The organism is Cellulosilyticum sp. WCF-2 (assembly GCF_003990395.1).
Taxonomy (GTDB): Bacteria; Bacillota; Clostridia; order Lachnospirales; family Cellulosilyticaceae; genus Cellulosilyticum; species Cellulosilyticum lentocellum.
Map to the genome: position 1 here is coordinate 2,264,288 of NZ_CP034675.1, position 23,551 is coordinate 2,287,838.

23 protein-coding genes and 1 pseudogene are annotated in these 23,551 nt (G+C 34.4%); 20 read left to right on the forward strand and 4 right to left on the reverse strand.

Annotation, left to right across the window (positions count from 1 at the left end):
* Positions 1 to 43 precede the first annotated feature (43 nt).
* Positions 44 to 1,216 (reverse strand): annotated as a pseudogene (locus EKH84_RS10120) (IS3 family transposase).
* Positions 1,217 to 1,526: 310 nt separating this feature from the next.
* Here EKH84_RS10120 and EKH84_RS10125 point away from each other — a divergent pair.
* The 17 genes from EKH84_RS10125 to EKH84_RS10200 all read left to right on the forward strand — a co-directional run bounded on the left by EKH84_RS10125 (position 1,527) and on the right by EKH84_RS10200 (position 18,953).
* Complete coding sequence (locus EKH84_RS10125; protein WP_127066190.1) at positions 1,527 to 1,862, forward strand: YddF family protein; 336 nt, start codon at positions 1,527 to 1,529, stop codon at positions 1,860 to 1,862.
* 405 nt (positions 1,863 to 2,267) lie between these two features.
* Complete coding sequence (gene brnQ, locus EKH84_RS10130; RefSeq protein ID WP_127066191.1) at positions 2,268 to 3,554, forward strand: branched-chain amino acid transport system II carrier protein; 1,287 nt, start codon at positions 2,268 to 2,270, stop codon at positions 3,552 to 3,554.
* Positions 3,555 to 3,921: 367 nt separating this feature from the next.
* Positions 3,922 to 4,560, forward strand: coding sequence for a TetR/AcrR family transcriptional regulator (locus EKH84_RS10135; protein WP_127066192.1), 639 nt, complete (start codon positions 3,922 to 3,924; stop codon positions 4,558 to 4,560).
* A gap of 2 nt (positions 4,561 to 4,562) precedes the next feature.
* On the forward strand, positions 4,563 to 5,861 hold the full coding sequence (locus EKH84_RS10140) for an MFS transporter (protein WP_127066193.1): 1,299 nt from the start codon (positions 4,563 to 4,565) through the stop codon (positions 5,859 to 5,861).
* Complete coding sequence (locus tag EKH84_RS10145; protein ID WP_127066194.1) at positions 5,846 to 8,164, forward strand: ABC transporter permease; 2,319 nt, start codon at positions 5,846 to 5,848, stop codon at positions 8,162 to 8,164. The genes EKH84_RS10140 and EKH84_RS10145 overlap by 16 nt, the downstream gene beginning before the upstream one ends.
* A 3-nt stretch (positions 8,165 to 8,167) precedes the next feature.
* Positions 8,168 to 8,926, forward strand: a complete 759-nt coding sequence (locus EKH84_RS10150; protein WP_127066195.1) for an ABC transporter ATP-binding protein — start codon at positions 8,168 to 8,170, stop codon at positions 8,924 to 8,926.
* 219 nt (positions 8,927 to 9,145) lie between these two features.
* Positions 9,146 to 9,289 (forward strand): hypothetical protein, encoded by a 144-nt coding sequence (locus EKH84_RS22035; protein WP_190283569.1) that lies wholly within the window; start codon positions 9,146 to 9,148, stop codon positions 9,287 to 9,289.
* A 210-nt stretch (positions 9,290 to 9,499) separates the two neighbouring features.
* Entirely contained in the window at positions 9,500 to 10,630 is a 1,131-nt protein-coding gene (locus tag EKH84_RS10155; RefSeq protein WP_127068036.1) for an aldo/keto reductase, read from the forward strand.
* A 4-nt stretch (positions 10,631 to 10,634) separates the two neighbouring features.
* Positions 10,635 to 11,243: an ECF transporter S component gene (locus EKH84_RS10160; protein ID WP_243118659.1), complete on the forward strand. Its 609-nt coding sequence runs from the start codon at positions 10,635 to 10,637 to the stop codon at positions 11,241 to 11,243.
* Positions 11,209 to 11,637, forward strand: coding sequence for a DUF1893 domain-containing protein (locus EKH84_RS10165; RefSeq protein WP_127066196.1), 429 nt, complete (start codon positions 11,209 to 11,211; stop codon positions 11,635 to 11,637). The genes EKH84_RS10160 and EKH84_RS10165 overlap by 35 nt, the downstream gene beginning before the upstream one ends.
* Before the next feature lie 71 nt (positions 11,638 to 11,708).
* A complete protein-coding gene (locus EKH84_RS10170; protein ID WP_127066197.1) occupies positions 11,709 to 11,942 on the forward strand; it encodes a hypothetical protein in 234 nt (77 codons plus the stop codon).
* 995 nt (positions 11,943 to 12,937) lie between these two features.
* Positions 12,938 to 14,194, forward strand: a complete 1,257-nt coding sequence (locus EKH84_RS10175; protein WP_127066198.1) for an ammonium transporter — start codon at positions 12,938 to 12,940, stop codon at positions 14,192 to 14,194.
* A 43-nt stretch (positions 14,195 to 14,237) separates the two neighbouring features.
* The gene (locus tag EKH84_RS10180; protein WP_041712938.1) at positions 14,238 to 14,576 is read left to right on the forward strand and encodes a P-II family nitrogen regulator; all 339 of its coding nucleotides are present in this window, start codon (positions 14,238 to 14,240) and stop codon (positions 14,574 to 14,576) included.
* Between the two features lie 163 nt (positions 14,577 to 14,739).
* Positions 14,740 to 16,458 (forward strand): methyl-accepting chemotaxis protein, encoded by a 1,719-nt coding sequence (locus EKH84_RS10185; protein ID WP_127066199.1) that lies wholly within the window; start codon positions 14,740 to 14,742, stop codon positions 16,456 to 16,458.
* A gap of 130 nt (positions 16,459 to 16,588) precedes the next feature.
* Positions 16,589 to 17,140 carry a TetR/AcrR family transcriptional regulator gene (locus EKH84_RS10190; protein WP_127066200.1) on the forward strand — a complete coding sequence of 184 codons (552 nt, stop codon included), beginning with the start codon at positions 16,589 to 16,591 and terminating at the stop codon, positions 17,138 to 17,140.
* Between the two features lie 92 nt (positions 17,141 to 17,232).
* The gene (locus EKH84_RS10195; RefSeq protein ID WP_127066201.1) at positions 17,233 to 18,540 is read left to right on the forward strand and encodes an MATE family efflux transporter; all 1,308 of its coding nucleotides are present in this window, start codon (positions 17,233 to 17,235) and stop codon (positions 18,538 to 18,540) included.
* A 95-nt stretch (positions 18,541 to 18,635) separates the two neighbouring features.
* Positions 18,636 to 18,953 carry a DUF1540 domain-containing protein gene (locus EKH84_RS10200; protein ID WP_127066202.1) on the forward strand — a complete coding sequence of 106 codons (318 nt, stop codon included), beginning with the start codon at positions 18,636 to 18,638 and terminating at the stop codon, positions 18,951 to 18,953.
* A 97-nt stretch (positions 18,954 to 19,050) separates the two neighbouring features.
* On the opposite strand, the gene EKH84_RS10205 is transcribed toward EKH84_RS10200, so the two are convergent.
* On the reverse strand, positions 19,051 to 20,325 hold the full coding sequence (locus tag EKH84_RS10205; protein WP_127066203.1) for an L-cysteine desulfidase family protein: 1,275 nt from the start codon (positions 20,323 to 20,325) through the stop codon (positions 19,051 to 19,053).
* A 238-nt stretch (positions 20,326 to 20,563) separates the two neighbouring features.
* Between EKH84_RS10205 and EKH84_RS10210 the strand changes: the two genes are divergently transcribed.
* From EKH84_RS10210 to EKH84_RS10220, 3 genes are read left to right on the forward strand one after another with little or no spacing between them, the layout of a single operon-like run.
* A complete protein-coding gene (locus EKH84_RS10210) occupies positions 20,564 to 21,565 on the forward strand; it encodes an SPFH domain-containing protein (protein WP_127066204.1) in 1,002 nt (333 codons plus the stop codon).
* A 29-nt stretch (positions 21,566 to 21,594) separates the two neighbouring features.
* A complete protein-coding gene (locus EKH84_RS10215) occupies positions 21,595 to 21,774 on the forward strand; it encodes a hypothetical protein (protein ID WP_013656558.1) in 180 nt (59 codons plus the stop codon).
* Between the two features lie 32 nt (positions 21,775 to 21,806).
* Positions 21,807 to 22,214 (forward strand): hypothetical protein, encoded by a 408-nt coding sequence (locus EKH84_RS10220; protein WP_127066205.1) that lies wholly within the window; start codon positions 21,807 to 21,809, stop codon positions 22,212 to 22,214.
* 56 nt (positions 22,215 to 22,270) lie between these two features.
* On the opposite strand, the gene EKH84_RS10225 is transcribed toward EKH84_RS10220, so the two are convergent.
* A complete protein-coding gene (locus EKH84_RS10225; protein ID WP_127066206.1) occupies positions 22,271 to 22,708 on the reverse strand; it encodes a MarR family winged helix-turn-helix transcriptional regulator in 438 nt (145 codons plus the stop codon).
* Positions 22,709 to 22,850: 142 nt separating this feature from the next.
* On the reverse strand, positions 22,851 to 23,540 hold the full coding sequence (locus EKH84_RS10230) for a transglycosylase domain-containing protein (RefSeq protein ID WP_127066207.1): 690 nt from the start codon (positions 23,538 to 23,540) through the stop codon (positions 22,851 to 22,853).
* Positions 23,541 to 23,551: the final 11 nt, after the last annotated feature.

Consider the following 23,551-nt stretch of genomic DNA (forward strand, 5'->3'; position numbering starts at 1 on the left):
TTTGGACACGATTTGTAACGAAAAAATTTGTTGAGATCAACAATTATGCGTGCTGATCCCAGTATTCTGCTTCTAACTCATTTGGCATTTTATATCCAATCGCACCGTGGGGAAGACGATTGTTATATAGATTTTCAATGTACTCGAAAATATCTAGTCGAAGTTCCTCTAAGGTATGATAGTTTCTGCGATTGGTGCGATTCTTTTTGAGATATTTGAAAAAACTTTCACAACAAGCATTATCGAAAGGGTATCCTTTTTTAGAAAATGACTGCACAACATTATAGGAATCTAAGAGATTTCTAAATGCAAAAGCAGTATACTCAGATCCCTGGTCAGAGTGAAATATGAGGCCATACTGAACATGACGGCTTTTATAAGCCTTATTAAAAGCTGACATTGTTAAGGTAACATCGTGGTTGCTAGCTATGTGCCAACCAATGATTTTTCTAGAAAACAAGCCCATGACAATGCAAAGATAATACCATTTACCATTAACTTTTATGTAAGTGAAATCACTAGCCCAGACAAGATTTGGAGCCTTTTGGTTAAATTCCTGATGGAGGTGATTATCGCATTCTCCCTGATCGTGATGTTTTACTCTACAAGGTTTATCTGTAGACATTTTAGGAAGAGAATTGATTGCATCAGTCGGTACACTCGTCCCACGCTGATGTTTATACCATAATCACGACTGAGGATATATGTGATTTTATAAGCACCAAGACATTTATCATAGTCAGAATAAATCTGAAGAATGACACGTTTGATATTTAGGTTTTCCCTTACTCTTGGAGCAGATTCAGAGTTGAAGTGCTTATAGTAAGTGCTGAGATTTACGTTTAGTACACGACAAAGGGTTTTGATATCATGCTGAAAGCGTAGTTTATAAACAGCATCTAGTCGCTCAGAGAGTGTGGCGTGAATATGGCAATCGCTTTTTAAATATGAGGTTTTCCTCCTCAAGTTGAGCCATTCTTTTTTGCATTTCTTTAATTTGTTTAGCAGTTAGGACTTTGCCATCATCGGTCTCAACAGTAGAATATTGTTTAATCCATTTAGCGAGAGAAGTCTGTGAAATATCATATTCTTGGCAGAGAGAAGTCTGTGAAATATCATATTCTTGGCAGAGAGAAGTCTGAGTTTTGCCATTATGATAAAGTGCAACGATTGATTTTTTAAAATCTTCATCATAACGAGTTTGTTTAGTTGCCATGTGGGCACCTCCTTTTGTGTCTACTTTAATATAATCACTAATATCAAATTGTGTCTACTTATTTAATATAGATCCACAAATGATTAATGATGTAGCTTTTCTTGCATTAAATGAGGTAACTTCATATGAGATAAATGAAAGTTTTCTATTTTTATGATGAATTGTGATATAATGAGACTATAAAATGACGATACATTGACTGGAATGAACTAAGAAGAAAGTATAATAATAAGAAAAGGTATGAATAATATACAAGATAAAAGTTTTAAACTTCATAAAAACGGAAGATTTTTAGGGGGGGAGATAGTGGGTGAAAGAAAATACGTGGCCTATAGCCTTATTTAATGGAACTGTAGCAACAACAAATGGACTTTATGAAATATCAGACATTGATACTGATACAGCTAGAGAACTTTTACAAACTTATGGATTTATATCAGCTATTGGTCATGAAGCAACAGCAACTATTATGAGAGAATTATTAGAGCAGCCTATAATGATGAACCGAATTCAATTTCATCAAGAGGTGGGACAAATAGCCATTGTTTTCAAACTTAATGAAAGACCAGATGAAGGTGTTGTTCTTAATCGGGAAGAAGTAGAGGATATTGGTTATTGTTTAAAGAGAATGGTTCGTCTTAAATAGTAATCAAGAAAGGAATTGACCTTGGCTTTTACCAAGAGTGACAGCGGTCAGATAATTAATGTGGAATTCAATTCTATAACATATCAGATTACTTTTTTAAGTGCAGGGCATGCTGAGGGATTACGGCTATGCCTTTTTTGCTATAGAATAAATCAAAAAGAATAATGAGATGCTGGAATGCAAAGAAGAGTCAAATGATAGATGTCATTTGGCTCTTTTTTACATGGTCGTTGTAGCCCGAGAAGGTGTCAGTAAATAGTAAGCTATACCTTTATGACTAAAATAATAGAAGAAGGTAAATAATATTTTTTAATTGGCGTTAAACTTTTTGAGACTATATTTACACAGTAAAATAGATTAAAATACAATCTGTAGGTTACATAAATAATGGACAGGAGATTCAACATGAAAAAAGACACAAGTATAAAAGACATGATAATTATTGGATTTGCATTGTTTGCAATGTTTTTTGGCTCAGGTAATCTTATTTTTCCACCCTACCTTGGGCGTATGGTAGGTGATCAGTACTGGATAGGATTAATTGGATTTATGATTATGGGCGTAGGGCTTCCTCTATTAGGTGTTATGGCAACAGCTAAAGTTGGAGGGGATTTCAGGGTTGTAGGAAACCATGTAAGTAGTTTGTTCTCTGCAATTTTAATCACATCACTTATGCTAACTATAGGCCCTTTTTTTGCTATTCCAAGAACAGCTGCAACAACCTATGAGATAGGGATTAAACCTTTTTTTGAAAATATCAATCCTGTAGCAATTATTGGTATATATTTTCTAATAAATACCTTCCTTGTTATTAGTCCTATATCTATTGTGGATTTAATAGGTAAGTTTTTAACACCGATTTTATTAGTTACTTTAGTGACACTAATTGTTAGAGGGAGTATATCACCTTTAGGGCCAGTAACAGAAACAACTTTAGATAATGTATTTGCAGACTCTTTAATAGAAGGGTATCAGACCATGGATGCTCTTGCAGCAGTGTGCTTTGGTGGTATGATAGTTCATACGATTAAATCCAAAGGTTATAATGAGCCTAAGGAGATTATAACACTTACATTAAAATCTTCTTTAGTAGCTATCATTGGCCTGGGCATTATCTATGGAGGATTGATGTACCTGGGGATGTATACAGGTCATATGAAAGGAACAATAGAAAAAACAGCTTTAGTTGTATCGCTTGCACATCAAATTCTAGGTGAAACGGGATCTGTTTTTCTTGCAATATCAGTATCTTTAGCGTGTTTAACAACCTCTATAGGGTTAACTGCTACAGGAGCAGAGTATTTTTCAGATTTAACAAAGGGGAAATTACCTTATTGGTTAGGGGCTATTTTAATTTCGATTGTAAGTATGGGCATAGCACTTATGGGAGTAGATCGAATCGTAGGGATTACACTACCAGTGCTTAAAATTCTTTATCCTGTTATTATTGTACTTATAGGACTTACATTTGTAGACCAATGGATTGCTAGTGATAGAGTTTATCAAATAGCGGTTTATACAACCCTAGCCATATCTTTATTTGATGTTATGGGGCAAACATTAGGGATTATGCCGTTACAAAAAGTAATTAGACTTATTCCTTTAAGTAGCATGGGATTTCCATGGGTTGTACCAGTTCTAGTGGTATTTATAGTTTATCAACTAATAAGTTGGAACCAGGTAAAGGAGTAATACAATAATAGTGTATTATTCGTTATCTATTATGTAAGGATGGTTAGGCTGTAGCATTTATTTCAATTTATAGACATTTAACGTTTTTTATTAATAAAGAACAGTTAGAAACTAAGGATAGAATGTTTTTACATCAAACCTGTCAAAATCTAGAAAAAAGTAATAGATAACTTATAGTTAGGATAAGTGTTTTAAAAGACTTTTGGTGTTGAATAAAACATATAGCTCTAAAAAGAACACAATTTGGTATTGTATTCTTTTTAGAGCTTTTTTACGGTTTAAAATTGTTTGAAAACATATTGACAATTTTAAAATATAAGAATATTATATAACCGACAGACAGTCGGTCTAGAAAGGGGAATATAAGATGAGGGATGTAAAAGATGCAGAAGAACGTAGGAATGAAATACTGGATGTGGCAAGTGAGCTGTTTGAAAAAAAAGGCTTTGATGCCACAAGTACCAACGATATTCTTGAAAAAGTAGGCATTGCCAGAGGAACACTTTATTATCACTTCAAGTCAAAAGAGCATATTATGGATGCACTTATTGAAAGGTATAATAATAGGCTTCTAGCAGCAGCCAAGGTTATTGCTGAGGATCAAAGGATACCAGTAGATGAACGGATTATTCGCGTTGTGATGGCACTTAATATAACCAATCAAGGTGGGCAGGAAATTGTAGAGCATATTCATAAACCACAGAATGCCTTGATGCATCAAAAAATACAAAGAGCTATTATTAATGGTATTACTCCAATTTTAACAGCTATTGTTCGTGAAGGCATTGAAGAAGGAGTATTTAATACACCATTTCCTTATGAATGTATGGAGATGGTCGTTGTCTATGCCAGTACTATTTTTGATGGAGATTTAGTAGAAATGTCAGATGTAGAACGTTATTCACGCATGCAAGGTTTTGTTTTTAACGTAGAAAGACTATTTGGTGCCGAAAGTGGTAGTTTAATGAAAGTATTACAGGTGTTTGGAAATGAAAAGGGGAATTGATGATGAATAATACAGGAAAACCATTTAAAAAGTTTCTTTTGCTTTGGGGAGGGGAATTTATTTCAGCCATAGGAAGTGGGCTGACTTCTTTTGGACTTGGGGTGTATGTATTTCAGCAGACAGGCAGAGCATCTGCTATGGCACTTGTTACCTTACTTGCTTTTTTGCCATCTTTACTATTAGCTCCAATAGCAGGTGTATTTGCAGACCGTTATGATCGTAGGCTTCTAATGGTAATAGGGGATAGCTTTTCTGTTATAGGCCTTGTGTTTATCCTACTTTGTATGCTTTTCGGAAAGACACAGCTTTGGCAGATTTGTGTAGGAGTTACCATTAGCTCGATATTTACTTCTTTATTAGAACCTGCTTATAAGGCAACTATTACCGATTTACTCACGGCAGAAGAATACACTAGGGCAAGTGGTCTTGCTCAGATAGCAAGCAATGCAAAATATCTCATATCACCTGCTTTAGCAGGATTTTTACTTTCTATTTCAGATATTAAGCTCTTAATCATCCTTGATATTTGTACGTTCTTTGTAACGGTCACCTCAACTCTTGTAGTACGTAAAGGACTTATTTCAAAGAAAGCAGAAAGTGCCATGTCTTTTAAGAAAGAATTGAAAGATGGATGGATTACTGTTTCTAAGAATAGAGGAGTTCTCGTTTTAGTTATCACGACTTCAGTTATGACTTTTTTTATGGGTTTTATACAAACACTAGCTATGCCCATGGCGCTAGCTTTTACAACCAGTGCCATGGTAGGAACACTTCAAACAGTAGTTGCTATGGGAATGCTGGTAACAAGTATAGTTGTAGGCATCATTCCTATTAAAAAGGGCTATGTAAAAATCCTTTCACTTGCATTATTTTTAGAGGGAGTTTTTATGGCAGGTTTTGGGTTTCGGGAAAATATTTTGCTAATGAGCATAACAGGCTTTTTATTTTTTGCTATGATGCCGCTTGCTAACTCTAGTTTAGATTATCTAGTACGTACCAATATGGATAATGCAGTTCAAGGAAGAGCATGGGCACTTATAGGTGTTATTTCACAGCTTGGTTTTGTGGCAGCTTATGCTGTTTCGGGAGTACTGGCAGACTACGTCTTTACACCACTTTTAGTAGAAGAGGGTCCTCTGGCTAATAGTATAGGGAAAATCATTGGTATAGGCAGTGGTAGAGGAACGGGGCTACTGATTATTATTGCCGGTTTATTATTAAGTATAGCGGCAGTTATTTTATATCAACTTAAATCAGTCAAGAACCTTGAAAAAAGAGGTGACTTATGTACTACAAAATAATTAAAAATGATTTTTTAAAAAGCAAGCTGATTACACTAATAACCATTGTTTTTATTGCAGCAGCAGCCATGCTCGTTTCACTTGCGGCAATACTTATTGTGAATCTTTCTGGTTCAATAGAAACCTTAATGACAACAGCTAAGACGCCTCACTTTTTACAGATGCATTCAGGAACGATTAATGTTAAGCGATTAACCAGTTTTGCTCATCAAAACAGTAATGTGGAGGCTTTTCAAATCTTAGAGTTTCTCAATGTTGATAGCAGCGATATTATCATTGGGGAAGATTCATTAGTAGATAATGTTCAAGATAATGGTTTCTGCATTCAAAGTAAAACATTTGATTACCTTCTTGACCTTAATGGAGAAGTGATTCATCCCCAAGAGGGAGAGCTTTATGTCCCACTATGTTATAGAAAGGATGGTCTAGCAAAGATAGGTGATAAGGCCCTCATAGGAGGAAAGGCATTAATAGTAGCAGGTTTTTTAAGAGACTCACAAATGAATTCCTTGCAAGCTTCTTCAAAAAGATTTCTTGTTAGTGAAGAGGACTTTAAGGAACTTAAGGCCGTTGGAAAATCAGAGTATCTAGTAGAGTTTCGCTTAAAGGACTTAGAAAGGCTGGGTGAATTTGAAAAGGCTTATACTATGGCCAAGCTTGAAGCTAATGGCCCTACAATTACTTATCCACTTTTTAAGATGATTAATGCGCTTTCGGATGGATTAATGATTGCAGTGATTCTTCTTGTAAGTGTATTAGTGGTTGCTGTTTCATTAATGTGTATCCGATTTACACTACTTGCAAAAATTGAAGAAGACTATGAAGAAATAGGAGTAATGAAAGCCATAGGACTACGTATTTCAGAAATTAAAAAAATTTACCTTGCAAAATATGCTGCCCTTGGGGGAGTAGGTTGCATTTTGGGATTTGTGCTTTCACTTTTTTTTAGAAGAGCGTTACTTGAAAATATTCGGCTTTCTATGGGAGAAAGTCAAAAGGGGTATTTAGCACCACTTTTTGGAGGAATGAGTGTTGTTCTTGTAGCCCTAGCAATAATTGTTTATGTCAATGGTGTATTAAGGCGGTTTAAAAAAATATCACCAGCTGAGGCTATCCGTTTTGGCATGGCACAAGAAAAGACTAAAGGCACAAAGCATTTTTGCTTGAGTAGTAATAGATTTCTTAGTACCAATGTTTTTCTTGGGATTCAAGATGTCCTTAGCCGTAAAAAGCTTTATAGAACTATGTTAGTAGTCATTATGATTTCCGCTTTTATCATGATTGTTCCTAAAAATATGTACCATACGCTTTCTTCTAAAAGCTTTATTACTTTTATGGGAACCGGTAGCTGTGATATGCGTATAGATATTCAGCAGACTGATAATATTTCAGAAAAAGTTAATGAAGTGGTAAAGGTAATGGCTAGTGACAGTACTATTTCAAAATATGTGGTACTGACCACTAAAGCTTTTACTGTGAAGCTAGAGGATGGTACGGAGGAAAGATTAAAAATTGAATTTGGTAATCAGTCGGTATTTCCGATTAATTATGCTAAAGGGAGAGCGCCTATAGTAGAAGAGGAAATAGCCCTTTCATCAATTCAGGCAGATGAATTAGGGAAAAAGGTTGGGGAGGTTATTACCTTAATAATAGACGGTAAGGAGAAGCAGCTTAATGTATGTGGTATTTATTCGGACATTACCAACGGGGGTAAAACGGCAAAAGCAGTTTTTAAGGATACGTCAACTGATATAATGTGGAGTATTATCTGCGTGGAATTTTCGGATAATTCAATTGTAGCAAGTAAGATTTTAGATTATAAAAATCAACTGAGGTTCGCAAAGGTGTCAAGTGTGGATGATTATATTACTCAAACTATGGGATCGACTATAGAGGCAGTAGGAAAAGCTTCATCTGTATCTATCCTTGTGGCATTGATGATATCAGGACTTGTGACACTTTTATTTATGAAAATGCTAGTAATAAAAGATCGCTATGAGACTGCTGTGATGAAAGCTTTTGGATTGACAAGTAAGGATATAGAAACTCAGTATATGACTCGTTCAATGATTGTAATGATTATAGGTATTGTACTTGGAATGCTTTTAGCAAATACATTAGGAGGAGTCCTTGCAGGGGCAGTTATTGCTACCTTTGGTGCAACTTCTTTTAGGTTTGTAGTTGATCCTGTTTCAGCGTATCTACTTTGTCCGTTAATGATGATAGGTACTATACTTATTGCCACAATAATAGGGACATCAGATGTGAAAAATACGAAAATATCTGAGAATATAAAGGAGTAGCTTATGGAAAAGATAATGAACGGTGAAAAGATAGTAAAAACTTTTGGTGAAGGAGAGGAAAAGCATACGGTTTTAAATGATGTTTCCATTCAAATCTATGAAGGAGAATTTGTGGCAGTAATGGGGCCATCGGGCTCAGGTAAATCAACACTGATGTATGCCCTAAGTTACATGGACACCTTTGATAGCGGTAAGGTTGTTTTTGATAAAAGGGATTTATCAAAGCTTAATCAAAATGAACTGGCGGATATGCGCCTTACTAAGATGGGCTTTGTTTTTCAACAGCCTACCTTCTTGAAAAATCTTAATTTATTGGATAACATTATACTGCCTGCTATGAAAGGAAATAAAAAAGATTCCGCAAAAATACTTGAAAGGGCGAGAAGGTTAATGGAAAAAGCAGGAATTAAGACATTAGAGAGGCGAGAAATCACCCAGGTTTCAGGTGGACAGCTTCAACGTGCAGGTATATGCCGTGCATTTATGAGTAATCCTAAAATTATTTTTGGAGATGAACCTACAGGAGCTTTAAATTCCAAGGCAGCTGAGGAGATTATGGAGATGTTTGAGGAAATCAATGCACAAGGAACAGCCATTATGCTAGTAACACATGATGCCAAGGTGGCAGCAAGAGCAGAGCGTATTATGTTTATGAGAGATGGAAAAATTGTAAGTGAACTTAGGCTTCCAAAGGCTCATGTTATAGACCTTGAAAAAAGAATGGAGAAGATTAATCAGGAAATGCAAACAATCGGTATATAATTTTGGGGGCTTATGGTTTTATTAAAAGAAAGATTTTATAAAAAGTATCATTAGACCTTTATATTCAATAGTTTTTGAATATAAAAGGAGTCTATGGAAGAATATACTAACATAGATTATAAATAAACTCCATTTCATTCTCTAATAATAAAAAGAGATAGCTTTTTGTATAAGCTCATCTAAGGAAAATGGTACTGCAAAATAAAAGGAGAGCATAGTATGGATAATAATAAAAATAGAGTAAAAGATAGAGGAAAAAGTAATTCCGAGTTAAGAAAGATGGATCCTACCACCTATGCTGATAGAGGAAGAATTAATGGTGACAAAATAGGTGTACATGGGAAACATGAAAAGAGTAATTAGTATAAATCAATTTTAAAAGACAGTGTTTACTAATAACACTGTCTTTTTTTGTGGGTAAAAGTAGTTTCAGTTAAGATGAACATGATTATAAGGTTATTAGCTTTTTAAAAGAGAAAAACTTTGCTTAATTGTATTTATTTAAAAGTTGTATGATACAATAGATAAGTAATAAGAAAAAGCATGATGTAAGTAGAGGGGGCAGAATCTATGATGGTAACAAGAAAGATGAAAAACCTAGGAATTGATCTTTCTCTTTTAGGATTTGGCTGTATGCGCTTTCCAATGAATGAGGGAAAGATTGATGAATTAGTAGCAACGAATATGATTAAAGAAGCTATGGCAAAGGGTGTTAATTATATTGATACAGCATACCCTTATCATAATGGTGCAAGTGAGCCTTTTGTAGGGAGAGTCCTCAATGAATATGAACGCAGTAGCTATTATTTGGCGACAAAGCTTCCTGTGTGGTTAGTTAATTCTGTAGAAGACGCAAAACGCTTGTTTGAAGAACAGTTAGAAAGGTTAGACAAAACGTACATAGATTTTTATTTACTCCATGCCCTTAATAAAGGAACTTGGCAAAAAGTATTAGATTATGGCATTATTGAATATTGCGAGCAGCTACAAAGAGAAGGAAAAATCAAGTATTTAGGCTTTTCTTTTCATGATGATTATGAAGTATTTGAAGAAATTGCTACTTATCGTCAATGGGACTTTTGTCAAATTCAACTCAACTATATGGACACTGAAGAACAAGCAGGTGAAAAAGGCTATGCCTTAACTGAGCAGCTTGGGATTCCACTTGTGATTATGGAGCCTATTAAGGGTGGTAGCCTAGCTAATTTCTCTGACGATATTAATGCCCGTTTTACAGCTATGGATGAAACAGCAAGTATTTCTTCTTTTGCACTTCGTTGGGTAGCAAGTCATCCTAATGTAAAAGTGATTTTAAGTGGTATGTCTACGCCAGAACAAGTAGCGGATAATTTAAATACTTTTTGTAATTATAAGCCTATGACAGAGAAAGAGAAAGAAGCAATTAATGAAATAGTAGGTATTTTAAGAAGTCGTGTACAAAATGGTTGCACAGGGTGCCGTTATTGTATGCCATGTCCAGCTGGGGTAGATATTCCTTTTAACTTTAAGCTGTGGAATACTTATCATATATATCGAAATTATTGGGCTGTAAATTGGGATTGGGAGAGAAATTTAGGAAAAGCCAAAGCAGATGCGTGTATCAAATGTGGTAAATGCGAGCAGCATTGTCCGCAAAAGATTGCCATTAGAAAAGATTTAGAACAGGTGATGATTGACCTAGAAAATCCTAAGTGGAAGCCTTAAAAAGATGGCAGGTGCTGGAAAAGGAAAAGGTGATCAAAATGAAGGGAGAACAAAAATGAATGTTAAACGTTTAGCAGCAGGAGGATTACTATTGGCCATGGGGATTCTAGTTCCTCAAGCTTTTCACTTTACAGGTGTTCCAGCCTCTGGAGCTGTTTTTTTACCTATGCATATTCCTGTATTAATAGCAGGTTTCTTATTAGGACCGCTTTATGGTTTAATAATAGGCATGCTTTCACCCATCATTAGCACCATGACAACAGGCATGCCGGCCATAGCAAGGTTACCTTTTATGATAGGAGAGTTAGCTACATACGGAGCTATTAGTGGTCTGTTATTTGAACAATTAGGTCTTTATAAAAGAAGATTTGGTATTTACATAAGTTTATTAGGTGCTATGTTGGTTGGAAGAATCGTTTATGGCTTAATGATAGTTGGGGCAATTTACTTATTTGGTGTTAAAGGTTTAAGTATAGGGATGGTAGGAACGGCTATTATAACAGGTATACCTGGGATAGTCATTCAAGTAGTATGTATTCCTGTTCTTATTATGGCTTTAAAAAAAGGAGGCGTATTAAGTGACATTATTAGACAGGGCAAAAAAGCTTCTTAGGGAGACAGACTCTACTTGTATAGCACTTATAGGAGAAGAAAGCTATCTTTCAAAAGAGAGGGGAATTTCACCTATATTAAATCAGTTAGAAAAAAATGAACAGTTCTTTAAAGGAGCTATTGTAGCTGATAAAGTAGTAGGTAAGTCAGCGGCAATGCTTTATAAAAAAGCACAAATTCATAGTTTGTATGCAAGTATTATAAGTGAGCATGCTCTAAGGGCTTTAAAAGACACAGAGATTATAGTAACCTATGAAAAAGTAGTCCCTTATATTATTAATCGACAAGGCGATGGTATGTGCCCTATGGAAGCAAGTGTGCTCGAGATAGAAGAAGTCAATGAAGCTTATGAGGTTCTTAGAAATAAGATGGCAATGATGAGAAAAAATCAATAGCTTTTCATTTGTGCGAATTTAAGATAGAATAGAGCTTAAGCCAGAGGCGCAGAAGTTGAAAGGATAAAATAATGGACACTAATCAAACAATGGCAGTATTTAAAGCATTTTATTTAGGTTGTGAGAATATGGAAAAAATCTCAAGGCGCACCAAGGTATCTCGTGAAGAGGTAAGAGAGGCCTTACGTGGTGCACGTGAGTGTGGTCTTATTAAATATAGTACAAAAGACTATAATGAAACCTTTACTCATGTAGAAAATAAGAAGTTAGGTGCGTATTTAAGGGCAAAGGGTATTATAAAATAAGTAAAAACAGCTTAGGCTTTAAGTGTGAACGCCTAAGCTGTTTTTTTGCAAAGGCAATCTTTTAGTAGCGGTGAATTAATAGCGAAGCAAAGAAAATAGATGGAAAATACTGTTATTGATTGAGGGGAATAATTTCAGAACATACGTAATACATATAAAGAAGGGGTAAAAATACTTTGCAGGGGGATACTTGCTAATTTAACTTTGGGAATCGGGTATCTTTGGCTTATTCCGTATATGAATATTACAATGGCTAATGTATATAGGCAATTAAATGATAAGGAAGAAGTTACAGCCCAAATGGATCAATAAATCAATTAAAGAAGACAGTGTTTATCCATAACATTGATTTTTGTGAGCAAAAATAGCTACAGCTAAGATGAGCATTGTTATAGATAAGTTTAACGTGATTTTAATACAGAGCATCTCACAATCTTAACACAGATCTGTTTTAATAAAGGAAACAGAGCTTTATTAAAAAGAGGTGAGGTTACGATGCAGGAAGAGATTTCAGAAGAAGTTTTGAATGAATGCTTATCACTCATAGAATGAAAAGAACACATTGACTGAGAATAGTCAGTGTGTTCTTTTCATTTTGTAAAAATACTTTAATGTTTGGCTTTTGATTGTGTGCTAGTTTTACTTGAAGTAGCTTCTTTAGCTGCATCAGTAGAAACCCTGCTAGCCGCTAAACGTTTGTTGATAGACTTTTTATGTGACATAGACAAGGACCTCCTTTGATGAAGATTTCAGCTCTAAAAGTTGATACCTACATTATAGTCCTCTTATTTAAAAATGCAAGTCTTAATAAAAAGACAATTCAACAATATTTTTAGGAATGTTAAGAACGTATAAATATTCTGAAATGTATATTGCAATTTAAAAAATGAATGTTAGAATGATTCTTGATAAAGGTCAAAGGCGATCTTGCATCATGATGATGCGAGGTCGCCTTTTTGCGTTTCAAAAAATTGAAATTGTAGGAGGGTGAAAAAATGGATTTACAAATTAATGCAGGAGATACAGGATTTATAATGATTTGCTCGGCACTGGTATTTTTAATGACACCAGGGCTTGCTTTCTTTTATGCTGGGATGGTAAGAAGAAAAAATGCTTTAAACACACTTTTATCTTGTTTTTTTATTTGTGGTTTAGCTTCATTAATGTGGATTATTTGTGGCTATTCTCTATCTTTTGGAACAGATCATGCAGGTGTTTTAGGTGGTCTTAATCATTTGTTCTTTAACGGTGTTGGGATGCAGCCCAATGGTGACTATTCAGGAACGATTCCCGAAACCTTATTTGCAGCTTTTCAAATGATGTTTGCTATTATTACACCTGCTCTTATCTGCGGAGCTGTGGCAGAACGTATGAAGTTTTCTAGATTAGTTATTTTTATAGGTATATGGTCTTTATTAGTATATTACCCATTAGCTCATATGGTTTGGGGTGCAGGTGGTTTCTTAAGAGAGTTAGGTGCACTTGATTTTGCAGGTGGTAATGTTGTACACATTAGCTCAGGTGTAACAGGTTTAGTAGCATGTATCATTCTAGGTAAACGCCGTGGTTATGGTATGCTTTCCTATAAACCACATAATATTCCTTTTGTTGTTTTAGGCGCAGGTTTATTATGGTTTGGTTGGTTTGGGTTTAATGCAGGTAGTGCTTTATCTGCCAGTCCTTTAGCGGTTCACGCTTTCCTTACAACCAATACTTCAGCAGCAGCAGCACTTATTTCTTGGTTAATTGTTGAGAAGATTGTTTATAAAAAGGTAACGGTATTAGGTGCAGCAACAGGTGGTGTTATAGGACTTGTAGCCATTACACCAGGTGCAGGCTTTGTTCCTATTTGGGCTTCTATTATTATAGGTCTTGTAGTAAGTCCACTTTGCTTCTTCTTTATGTCAAAGGTAAAAGGTAAATTTGGTTATGATGATGCATTGGATGCATTTGGTTGCCATGGTATAGGTGGTATTTGGGGGGGGATTGCAACAGGTATTTTTGCACACCAATCTATTAATCCAGATGTCATTAAATGGAATGGTCTTATTTATGGAGAAACAAAATTATTTGGAGCACAACTTCTTAGTATTGTCGTAACAATCGTTATTGCAGTAGTAGTAAGCTTTATTATCTTAAAGGTTATGAAATGTTTTGGGGATCTACGTGTAAGTGTGGAAGCTGAGGGTGTAGGACTTGACTTAGCAGAGCATAATGAAGCAGCTTATCCTGCTTATAATGGTTTAGATTAACACAACACCATGAGTGATTATAAAGAGAAAAGAGGGAAAGATGATGAAAAAAATTGAAGCCATTATTAGGCCAGAAAATTTAGAGCAACTTAAAGAGGCTTTATTAAAAGCAAATATTCCAGGAATGACCATTAATCAGATTTATGGGTGTGGTAATCAATATGGTTATACGGAGCATGTTCGTGCTAATGAGATTATTGTTAATACCTTACCTAAGGTAGAAGTTAAACTTATTATTCCAGATGAGCGTTTAGATGAAATGATTAAACTTATTATTTCAGTTACACAATCAGGTGAGTTTGGAGATGGCAAAATTTTTGTATATGATGTTGTCGATTGTATTCGTATTAGAACAGCAGAGCATGGTGATAAAGCACTATAGATAGAAACATTATTAATGAACCGAAAAAGAGTATTACCTAGCTAAATCAAGGTTGGGTAATACTCTTTTTGTATACGAATTTTTAGAGTATTAAAATTTTATTGAATTTGATATAATAATTATATTGATAAATGAGAATGGTAAATAAAGGAGCTGGTAAGAGGTGAAGACAAGAAAAATAGGCGTTGAAAAAAAACTTTTAATCGCCATAATTGTCTTGTGTATGATTACTATTTTAATGATAAGCATGATTTCTTATAAGACTATGTCTAATTATTTAATCGGGACCAATAAGTCTCACATGATGGAAATCGCTAAAGTGATTGCTAAGCAAATTGATGGGGATATTCATGATGGTATTCAAATAGGGGAAGAAGATTCAGAGGCTTACATAGAAATCTTAACTTGTTTAAGAGATTTTTTGGAAGATAAAAAGATAACCTATATTTATACCATGAAGCCTTTAGATGGAACCTATGTTCAATTTGTAGTGGATGCAGATGATGCAGACACGAAAGCATTAATCGGTGATGCTTATGAAGCTTATCCAGAACTACTTGAAGCCTTAGAAGGTCATGTAACGGTAGACCAAGAGATAACGAGTGATAAGTGGGGGACTTATTTCACAGCATATGCACCTATTTATAATAGTCAACAAGCAGTAGTTGGAATAGTAGGTGTTGATTGTGAAATTGCTACTATCCGTAGTGAATTACAAAATCTTATTAAATATATATTAATAGGATCAGTTATTTGTATTTTACTTTCCATTGGAGTTGCTTTACTGATTGTACGTCAAATAGGAAAGAATTTAAGAATAGTTAATAATAAGATTTGTGATGTGGTATTTAGCGATGGTGATTTAACAAAAACTGTAGATATTCATACAGGAGATGAGTTTGAAGTAATAGCAGACAGTTTAAATGCTATGTTAGATAAAACTAAACTCACCATAACAGAGGTAATAGACTCTTCCACGCAGCTAGATAGCAGTACACAGCGAATGACACAGGCTATGGTTCAATCTAGTGATGAAGTAGCTCGTATTGCTATGATGATGAATGAAATGAATCGTGCTACAGAAGGCCTGGCAAGTTCTTTAGAGAAAGTGCAGGTATCCACAGGTAATGTACGTTCTACCACAGAAGGTTTAGTATCTTTAACAGAGGAAAATACTGCATTAATTAAAAGTGTTTATCAGAAAACAGAAGACTTAAATCAAAAGATAACAGATTCAAAGTTATTGGCAGAAAAGACTTCTACACACATTAACGAAGTTCTTGTAAAAAAACTAGAACAAGCTAAAGAAATTGAGGAAATAAAAGTTCTAACCAATAATATACTGGGGATATCTGCGCAGACTAATTTGCTGGCACTAAATGCTAGTATTGAAGCTGCAAGGGCCGGAGAAGCTGGTAAAGGTTTTGCAATAGTTGCAGGAGAGATCAGTCAGTTAGCCGCTTATTCTAAAAATGCGGCTACAGAGATACAGGTAGTCAGTGAGCATATTATTATGATTACGGAAGATTTAGCAGAAATGGCTAAACAAATGCTTGCTTTTATTAATCATCATATATTAGAAGAGTATAATGAATTTGCAAATACAAGCAAGTTCTATACCAAAAATATGGAGAGCATTGAAAAAAGTATGTGTGACTTGGAGGTCAAAACAAATAGTTTATTTAGTGCCATTGAAGGTGTACAAGAGGCGATAGATACTATTGCTGCTACTTCAGAAGAAAATAATTCAGAAATTGCAACGGTTACTCATAGTATAGAGTATCTAGAAGGCAATATGAAAATGGCAGAGAAATTAACAAAAGCTAATAGAGAAATAGTGAAACGTCTCAATCAAGAAATGATTAAATATAATGTAAAGTAGTATAAAGAAGACTTCTAGCTGATTTTAAATAAAATGGCTAGAAGTCTTTTAACATAAATGAATGATATGAATTGATAGGTAAAATGATATAATAAGACGGACTAGGATTAAAATAAAAGGAGCAACATGAATGAAAAAAGGAAAGCAGAAAATTATAGACGCAGCTTTTAACTTGATTCTGCAAAAAGGAATAAAAGAAACTTCTGTTCGTGACATAGCTAAAGCAGCAGGAATTAGTGTGGGAACTTTTACTTATCATTATCCGAGTAAGGAAGAATTACTATTTGATATTTTTGAGATGACTACCGAAAAGCAAGACTTATTACTACAAGAAGCTTTTAAATGTAATACCTTGGAAGAAAAAAAAGTAGCATTAGAAAATGTTTTTCAGCAAATGACATCAAGTGAGTATTTTATGAAACTGGATTATTATCTGATGGGAGAAGCTTTTTCTGGTAATACAATTATGTTAAAAAAAATGAAAGAAAAATATCATTTGTGGAGAATACAATTTGCAGAATATCTTTATGGAGAAATTAAAGCACAAGATAAGGAGCACTTATTAAGTGCCAGCTTACTGCTAGCCATTATTGATGGTATTGCACTTCAATTGTTACTGGATGAAACTAGTATAGAGGTATCTTTAGTAGTTCATAAGGTAATTGTTATGCTGTATGATTAAGATTGACATAGGTTAGGCGGTATGATAAAGTGAATCTTGTCGTACGAATGTACGAAAGAATTGAGTTGATTTTATTAGGAGGAATAAGGCTTATGGATTTACTTCATGAAGATACACGAAAGCTATTTTTTAAATACTTATTGCCATCTATTAGTGCAACCTTAGTCACTTCTATTTATGTACTAGCAGATACCATTATGATTGGAAAAGGTGTTGGCCCTAGAGGTATAGCTGCTCTTAATTTAATTTTACCTGTGTTTAACTTGTTTTTTGGAACAGGTTTACTATTAGGTGTAGGTGGCGCAGTTCTCATGTCGGTAGCTAATGGGAGTGGTGATAGAAAATTAGCAAACAGGTATTTTACACATTCGGTTATAGCAAGTAGTGTGATAGCCATTCTTTATATGGTGATCGGGAGTATTTTTTTAGAACCTTTAGGTTATGCCTTAGGCTGTACGAAAGAAAATATAATACTATTTACAAGTTATGGTAAGTATTTAGTGAACTTTTGCCCGATATTTGTATTTTCTAGTTTATTACAAGCTTTTGTAAGAAATGACGGTGCACCGAAAACAGCAATGGTAGCTGTTATTACAGGTGGTGTAACCAATATTATACTAGATTATATTTTTATTTTTGATTTCAATATGGGCATGGCAGGAGGCGCTATAGCAACTGTTTTAGGGTCTACACTTTCAGTTGGTATTTTGCTGACTCACTTTTTATCACATCATAATAAAATGAAGCTTATGAAAGAAAAGTGGAACTGGGAGATTATGAGGAGAATTCTCCATAGTGGTTTACCAAGCTTTTTAATAGAAATTGCCAGTGGTATTGTCGTACTGCTTTTCAACCTACAGCTTCTTAAATATATAGGAGAAGTAGGTGTGGTTGTATATAGTATTATTGCTAATAGTGCTATTGTAGCCATGTCACTGTTTAATGGGGTATCACAGGGAGCACAGCCTATTATGGCTACTAACTATGGTGCTAGGCAGTTAGAACGTGTGGCAAATGTAAGAAGATTAGGGGCTATAACAGCTTTTGTTATTGGACTAGTCATCTTTTTATTAGGGGCATTGTACCCAGATATAACAGTTACGTTATTTGTTAATCCAACCTCAGAAATTTTGACTTTAGCCAGAGATGCTATAAGACTTTATTTTGTGGCCTTCTTAATGATGAGCTTAAATATCTTTTATAGTACCTATTTTCAATCTGTCTTAAGACCTAAGATATCTTTGATTATTTGCCTTTTAAGAGGAATTGTTATTTGTGTGATTTTAGTATTTATATTACCAATATGGTTAGGGGTTACAGGAATTTGGTTAGTAATGCCTATTACAGAGCTGATTACAGTAATAATTGCTATGCTATTAGTAAGAACGAAAAAAATATAAATTTAAAATGATTTGTGTTCATAAAAATAAGAATAAATACGGCAAAAAGTCTCCAAAATAGTATAGAAGGATTTCTATTTAAAAGGAGAATACAGATGCCAACTTTAAAATGTGATGTTAAGAATTGCTCTTATAATGAATGCAATTATTGTTCGTTAGATTATATTCATGTAGGAAAAGAAGGTGCAACTAATAAAGAAGCAACTTGTTGTGAAAGTTTTAATGAAGGCGAATATGTAGCTAGCAATTGTGCAAAAGAACCAGAAGAAGTGGTTCAGATTAAATGTAGTGCAACTCAATGTGTTTACAATGCTAACGAGAAATGCAGAGCGGAATATGTGCCTATTAGTAGTACAAGTACAGCCTGTTGTGCTTGTGAAGATACTTTATGTGAGGCTTTTATTAGTAGATAAACAGAAAAAGAAGTTATCCTTTAAAATCAAAGGATAACTTCTTTTTCTGTTTATTAAAATAGCTATTTATTATAAGACAAGGTGTTTAAAGAGATGATTAGCTAATCATAATTTTTAAGATTTCTAAATCAGTTTGTTTCATTCCTTCTTTACCAATATAACCTACACAGCTAATGGTTTCTTCAATACCATCTTGAACAATACCTGTAAAAGGTGCATAAGCCTTATTTTGCATGGCTAAATAATGAGCCATCATAGCAGCATCTAAACTAGAGGCAATCTTAGAGGCACAAGAGGCTTTAGCACCATCACAAATAATACCAGAGATATTAGCTAAGGTATTTACTATGGTTTTTTGAATTTGTTCCATACTGCCACGCTCTAGATAAGTGATGGCAGCGCCACTTGCACAGGAAGCTGAAACAGCACCACAAAAAGCAGATAATCTACCAATAAACGTCTTTTGATGAATGGTTAGAAGGTTAGAAAAGACTAGAGCACGATAAAGCTTTTCCTTAGAGATGCCCTTTTCCTTTGCATACACTACAACTGGAATAGAAGAGGTTAAGCCTTGATTACCGCTACCTGAATTAATAATAACAGGAAGGACACAGCCGCTCATACGTGCTTCAGAAGCAGCAGAAGTATAAGCTTTTATGTCTGTTACAATACCTCTAGAATAAGACTCTAAAATGACTTTGCCAATGCCTAGACCGTAATAGCCTTTTAACCCTTCCTTAGCAATCGCCATATTATAAGCTATTTGTAAATCCATAAGAGGCGCAACATCTTCTAGGTTAACTGTATCTGCAAAAGTTTTAATAGCTTTTAAGCTTAAAATGCTACGGTCCGTAAAAGTTCCTAAATATTTATCATCAGAATCTTCACCGCTATAAAGAAGTTCTCCGTTTTTTATAATCTGAGTGATATGGATATGACTATGTTTAATTTCTAGCATCACTTGCTGATCATCTTTAAAGACTTCCAGTTGGATATGGAGTTGTAATGGACTTTCTAAAAGCTCTACTTTACAAAAGTCTTCTGATAAGAGTTGCTTTACCTTAGTAAGTTGCTTGGGTGTAGCAGATGATAAAACTTCCATTTCTTTTGAAGCGTCACCAGCCACAATACCCATAACAACACTGGCTTCTATACCTACTAAATCGTCTGTATTAGGAATAGTAACGCATTTAACGTTCTTAATAATGTTACCACTACATTTGGCAATTACATGGTCAGGAAAATCACCTAATACTTCTCTAGCTTTAGCAGCAGCAAAAGCTAGGGCAATAGGTTCTGTACATCCCATTGCTGGGACTAATTCTTCTTTTAGTATGGCTAAAAAATCTTGATAATGATGTGTGGTCTGCATCGATTGGCCCTCATTTCTAGTAATCAATAATGTTTAAACATATCTATAGACTAATTGTAGCATAAAGAAAAACCAGATTCAAAAAATTAAATTTGGAAGTTTGAATATCAGATAAAATTGAATTTGGGTTATTTATTAAATTTTTATAAAGTACATTGACTTGGTAATAGAAAATGATATCATATTAATATGATATTAGAATGATATCAAAAGTATAAAAAGCTGAGGAGTGAATGTGATGGAGGATAAGAAGAAAATATATGATGAAAAAGAAATGAAAACCAAAAGTGGGATGGGAATGTTATTGGGAACTTTATTATTAATGGTTATCTGCATAGCTGCATTTCCATTAAGTATAGGCTTTCTTGCGAAAGTTTCTGTAGCATTAACAGTTACTATTTGCATTGTAGCAGGTATTGGCTTTATTTCAACCTTCTTTCTATTTGCAGGACTTAAGGTAATCAATCCTAATGAAGCATTAGTACTTACATTATTTGGACAGTATCAGGGTACATTAAAAAAAGAAGGATTTTATTGGGTAAATCCATTCTGCACAAGTATTAATCCAACTGTTAAATCAGGGGTTCAAGTAGCTACAGCTCAAGGAGCTAATGATATTAATATTCAAGGGATTGAAACGGGGAGTAAAAAAGTATCTCTTAAAGCGACTACATTAGAAAATAAAAAGCAAAAAGTAAATGATGAATTAGGAAATCCTATTGAAATAGGTGCAATTGTTATTTGGCAGGTTAGAAATTCAGCACAGGCTGTCTTTAACGTAGACAATTACAAAAATTATATTTCTACTCAATGTGATTCTGTGATTCGTAATGTAGCAAGATGCTATCCTTATGATGGCGCAGAAACAGAAGGTAGTGATGAAAAATCTTTGCGTGGCAGTAGTCAAGAAGTAGCTGACATTATGAAAAAAGAGCTTCAAGAAAAAGTTAATATTGCAGGTATTGAGATTTTAGAAGTACGCATCACTCATTTATCTTACGCACCAGAAATTGCTTCAGCTATGCTTCAAAGACAGCAAGCAGTAGCAATTATTGCAGCAAGACAAAAAATTGTTGAAGGTGCGGTAGGCATGGTAGAGATGGCACTTAAACAACTTAATGAGAATAGTGTGGTAGAGCTAGACGAAGAACGTAAGGCTGCTATGGTAAGTAATTTACTTGTGGTACTTTGTGGGAATAAAGATGCACAGCCAATCGTTAATAGTGGTACGATCTATTAGAAATCATATATAGAAAGGACCTAGAGGATATGGACAGCAAAGCGAAAGAAAAAGAAAAAAAACAGGTTCTACTGAGATTGTCACCAGGTCTTTGGAATGAGCTAGCAGCTTGGGCAGAAGATGACTTTCGCTCGATTAATGGACAAATAGAATATTTACTTACCGAGTGTGTAAAAAAGCGTAAGAAAAGTGCTACAAAAGAAGAATAAATAGAAAATCATAGGTAATTAAGGAGAAAAGCATGAGGGATAATGACATCATACAAGCAGAATATGAGGAATTTGAAGGAGATGTGAGGAAACTTGAAGAACTCATAGGACAACTAGAACTTTGGAGTGATGAATATACCATTAATCATAAAAGAGAAGAAGTAAGGCTACCGGAGTATGTAGAGCTTCATTTGAATTTAGAAGCCTTAAAAGAACAGTTATTTGCTTTTATAAATCAGCAAATAGCCAAGGAGGGTAAAACTGAATGGAGCATAAAGGCTGAGACAGATATTAAATATCGATTAGCAAGTTATAGGCAGACAGAAGCGCATATCCATAAGTGGATTAGAGAAATTAAAGATATTTATATCTTAATAGCTAAATCCCCCCTGCTTGAGAAGAATAGAGCTTATATAGAAGAAATATTAAAGGCAGATTAAGCAAAAGGGCTAAGTCTATTGCAGTAACATGAATAGACTTAGCCCTTTTAGTGGGTCTAGTTTTGCTCTTGGGAAGTACGAATTAAAGAAATAACGACCTCTAATAAACAATCTAGTGCTTGAAGTTGGTCTGAACTAACACTAGACGAAATAAGTGATTCAATATGGGAATAAATTTGGTAATCGCCCTCTACGATTTCTTTTCCCTTTGTGGTTAATTGAAGATAGTACACACGTTTATCTTCTTCTGATTGAACCTTTTCGATAAGCTGGTGCTTTTGAAGTCTTTTTATAAGTGCAGAAATAGCTGGTTTAGTGAGAGATAAAGCGTCTGCCACATCTCCAAAATTGGGATGCTTCATGTTATGAATAGCTAGAAGATAATAGTAGTCACTAATATTGAAGCCGGTTTCAGTTGCCAAAAGATGATTAATACGTTCTGAGGATTGACGCCATAAGTAGCTTGTTATGGCTTCGAGATTTTGAGATATCACATTAAAACTCCTTAAATATTAAAAATTAAACATAATAATATATTAGAATATTTAGTATAAATAGTCAATTGCATTAAATGCCATAATTATTTACAAAAAAATACCCATAAATTGTCCAAATATAGGTGAACATTTTTGGGTGTTAAGGCATATTGGCATCAGTAAGATGATTATAATCATCAGAAAAGGCAACAAGTGCAGTAATAACTTGTGATTGTCTTTTTAATGCAGCATCATAATGGTTACTAAGTGCATAAGCTGAAGGCGCTTGAGGAAGTCCTGCTAATAAAGTGGCTTCATCGAAAGTAAGCTCTTTAGGTGTTTTATTAAAGTAATTTTGACTAGCCATAGTAATACCTGTATTGCCATCTCCATAATAAATGGCATTGACATAAAGTTCGAGAATTTCTTCTTTACTATAAAGATTCTCTAATTCATAAGCGATAAACATTTCCTTGAGCTTACGTTCTAAAGTTTGTGTTTTATCTAAAAAGAGATTTTTGGCTAGTTGCTGAGTGATGGTACTGCCGCCTTGCTCAATGTTACCACAGACTACATTAGTAATGAGTGCACGGCCAAGACTAATAAGGTCTACAGCACCATGCTTATAAAAACGATGGTCCTCAATGGCCACGATGGCATCAAGAAAAGTAGGGCTAATTTCATCAAAGTGTGTATAGTTCTCACTATTTTGAAGTGCTACGATTGTTTCTTTTATGGGATAGGCATTAATAGTGCGATGATAAGCAGAGTAACCATAGCCTATGCCACTAATAGTTAATACAAGTAGAAGAATGAGCATACCTTTAAATAGATTTTTAATATATTTCATAGTAATAAGCT

Coding starts and splice junctions, on each gene's coding strand:
- brnQ (WP_127066191.1), top strand. CDS start 2,268: ATGAAAAAAGACACAAGTATAAAAGACATGATAATTATTGGATTTGCA.
- EKH84_RS10135 (WP_127066192.1), top strand. CDS start 3,922: ATGAGGGATGTAAAAGATGCAGAAGAACGTAGGAATGAAATACTGGAT.
- EKH84_RS10140 (WP_127066193.1), top strand. CDS start 4,563: ATGAATAATACAGGAAAACCATTTAAAAAGTTTCTTTTGCTTTGGGGA.
- EKH84_RS10145 (WP_127066194.1), top strand. CDS start 5,846: ATGTACTACAAAATAATTAAAAATGATTTTTTAAAAAGCAAGCTGATT.
- EKH84_RS10150 (WP_127066195.1), top strand. CDS start 8,168: ATGGAAAAGATAATGAACGGTGAAAAGATAGTAAAAACTTTTGGTGAA.
- EKH84_RS22035 (WP_190283569.1), top strand. CDS start 9,146: ATGGATAATAATAAAAATAGAGTAAAAGATAGAGGAAAAAGTAATTCC.
- EKH84_RS10155 (WP_127068036.1), top strand. CDS start 9,500: ATGGTAACAAGAAAGATGAAAAACCTAGGAATTGATCTTTCTCTTTTA.
- EKH84_RS10160 (WP_243118659.1), top strand. CDS start 10,635: ATGGCAGGTGCTGGAAAAGGAAAAGGTGATCAAAATGAAGGGAGAACA.
- EKH84_RS10170 (WP_127066197.1), top strand. CDS start 11,709: ATGGACACTAATCAAACAATGGCAGTATTTAAAGCATTTTATTTAGGT.
- EKH84_RS10175 (WP_127066198.1), top strand. CDS start 12,938: ATGGATTTACAAATTAATGCAGGAGATACAGGATTTATAATGATTTGC.
- EKH84_RS10180 (WP_041712938.1), top strand. CDS start 14,238: ATGAAAAAAATTGAAGCCATTATTAGGCCAGAAAATTTAGAGCAACTT.
- EKH84_RS10190 (WP_127066200.1), top strand. CDS start 16,589: ATGAAAAAAGGAAAGCAGAAAATTATAGACGCAGCTTTTAACTTGATT.
- EKH84_RS10195 (WP_127066201.1), top strand. CDS start 17,233: ATGGATTTACTTCATGAAGATACACGAAAGCTATTTTTTAAATACTTA.
- EKH84_RS10200 (WP_127066202.1), top strand. CDS start 18,636: ATGCCAACTTTAAAATGTGATGTTAAGAATTGCTCTTATAATGAATGC.
- EKH84_RS10205 (WP_127066203.1), bottom strand. CDS start 20,325: ATGCAGACCACACATCATTATCAAGATTTTTTAGCCATACTAAAAGAA.
- EKH84_RS10210 (WP_127066204.1), top strand. CDS start 20,564: ATGGAGGATAAGAAGAAAATATATGATGAAAAAGAAATGAAAACCAAA.
- EKH84_RS10215 (WP_013656558.1), top strand. CDS start 21,595: ATGGACAGCAAAGCGAAAGAAAAAGAAAAAAAACAGGTTCTACTGAGA.
- EKH84_RS10220 (WP_127066205.1), top strand. CDS start 21,807: ATGAGGGATAATGACATCATACAAGCAGAATATGAGGAATTTGAAGGA.
- EKH84_RS10230 (WP_127066207.1), bottom strand. CDS start 23,540: ATGAAATATATTAAAAATCTATTTAAAGGTATGCTCATTCTTCTACTT.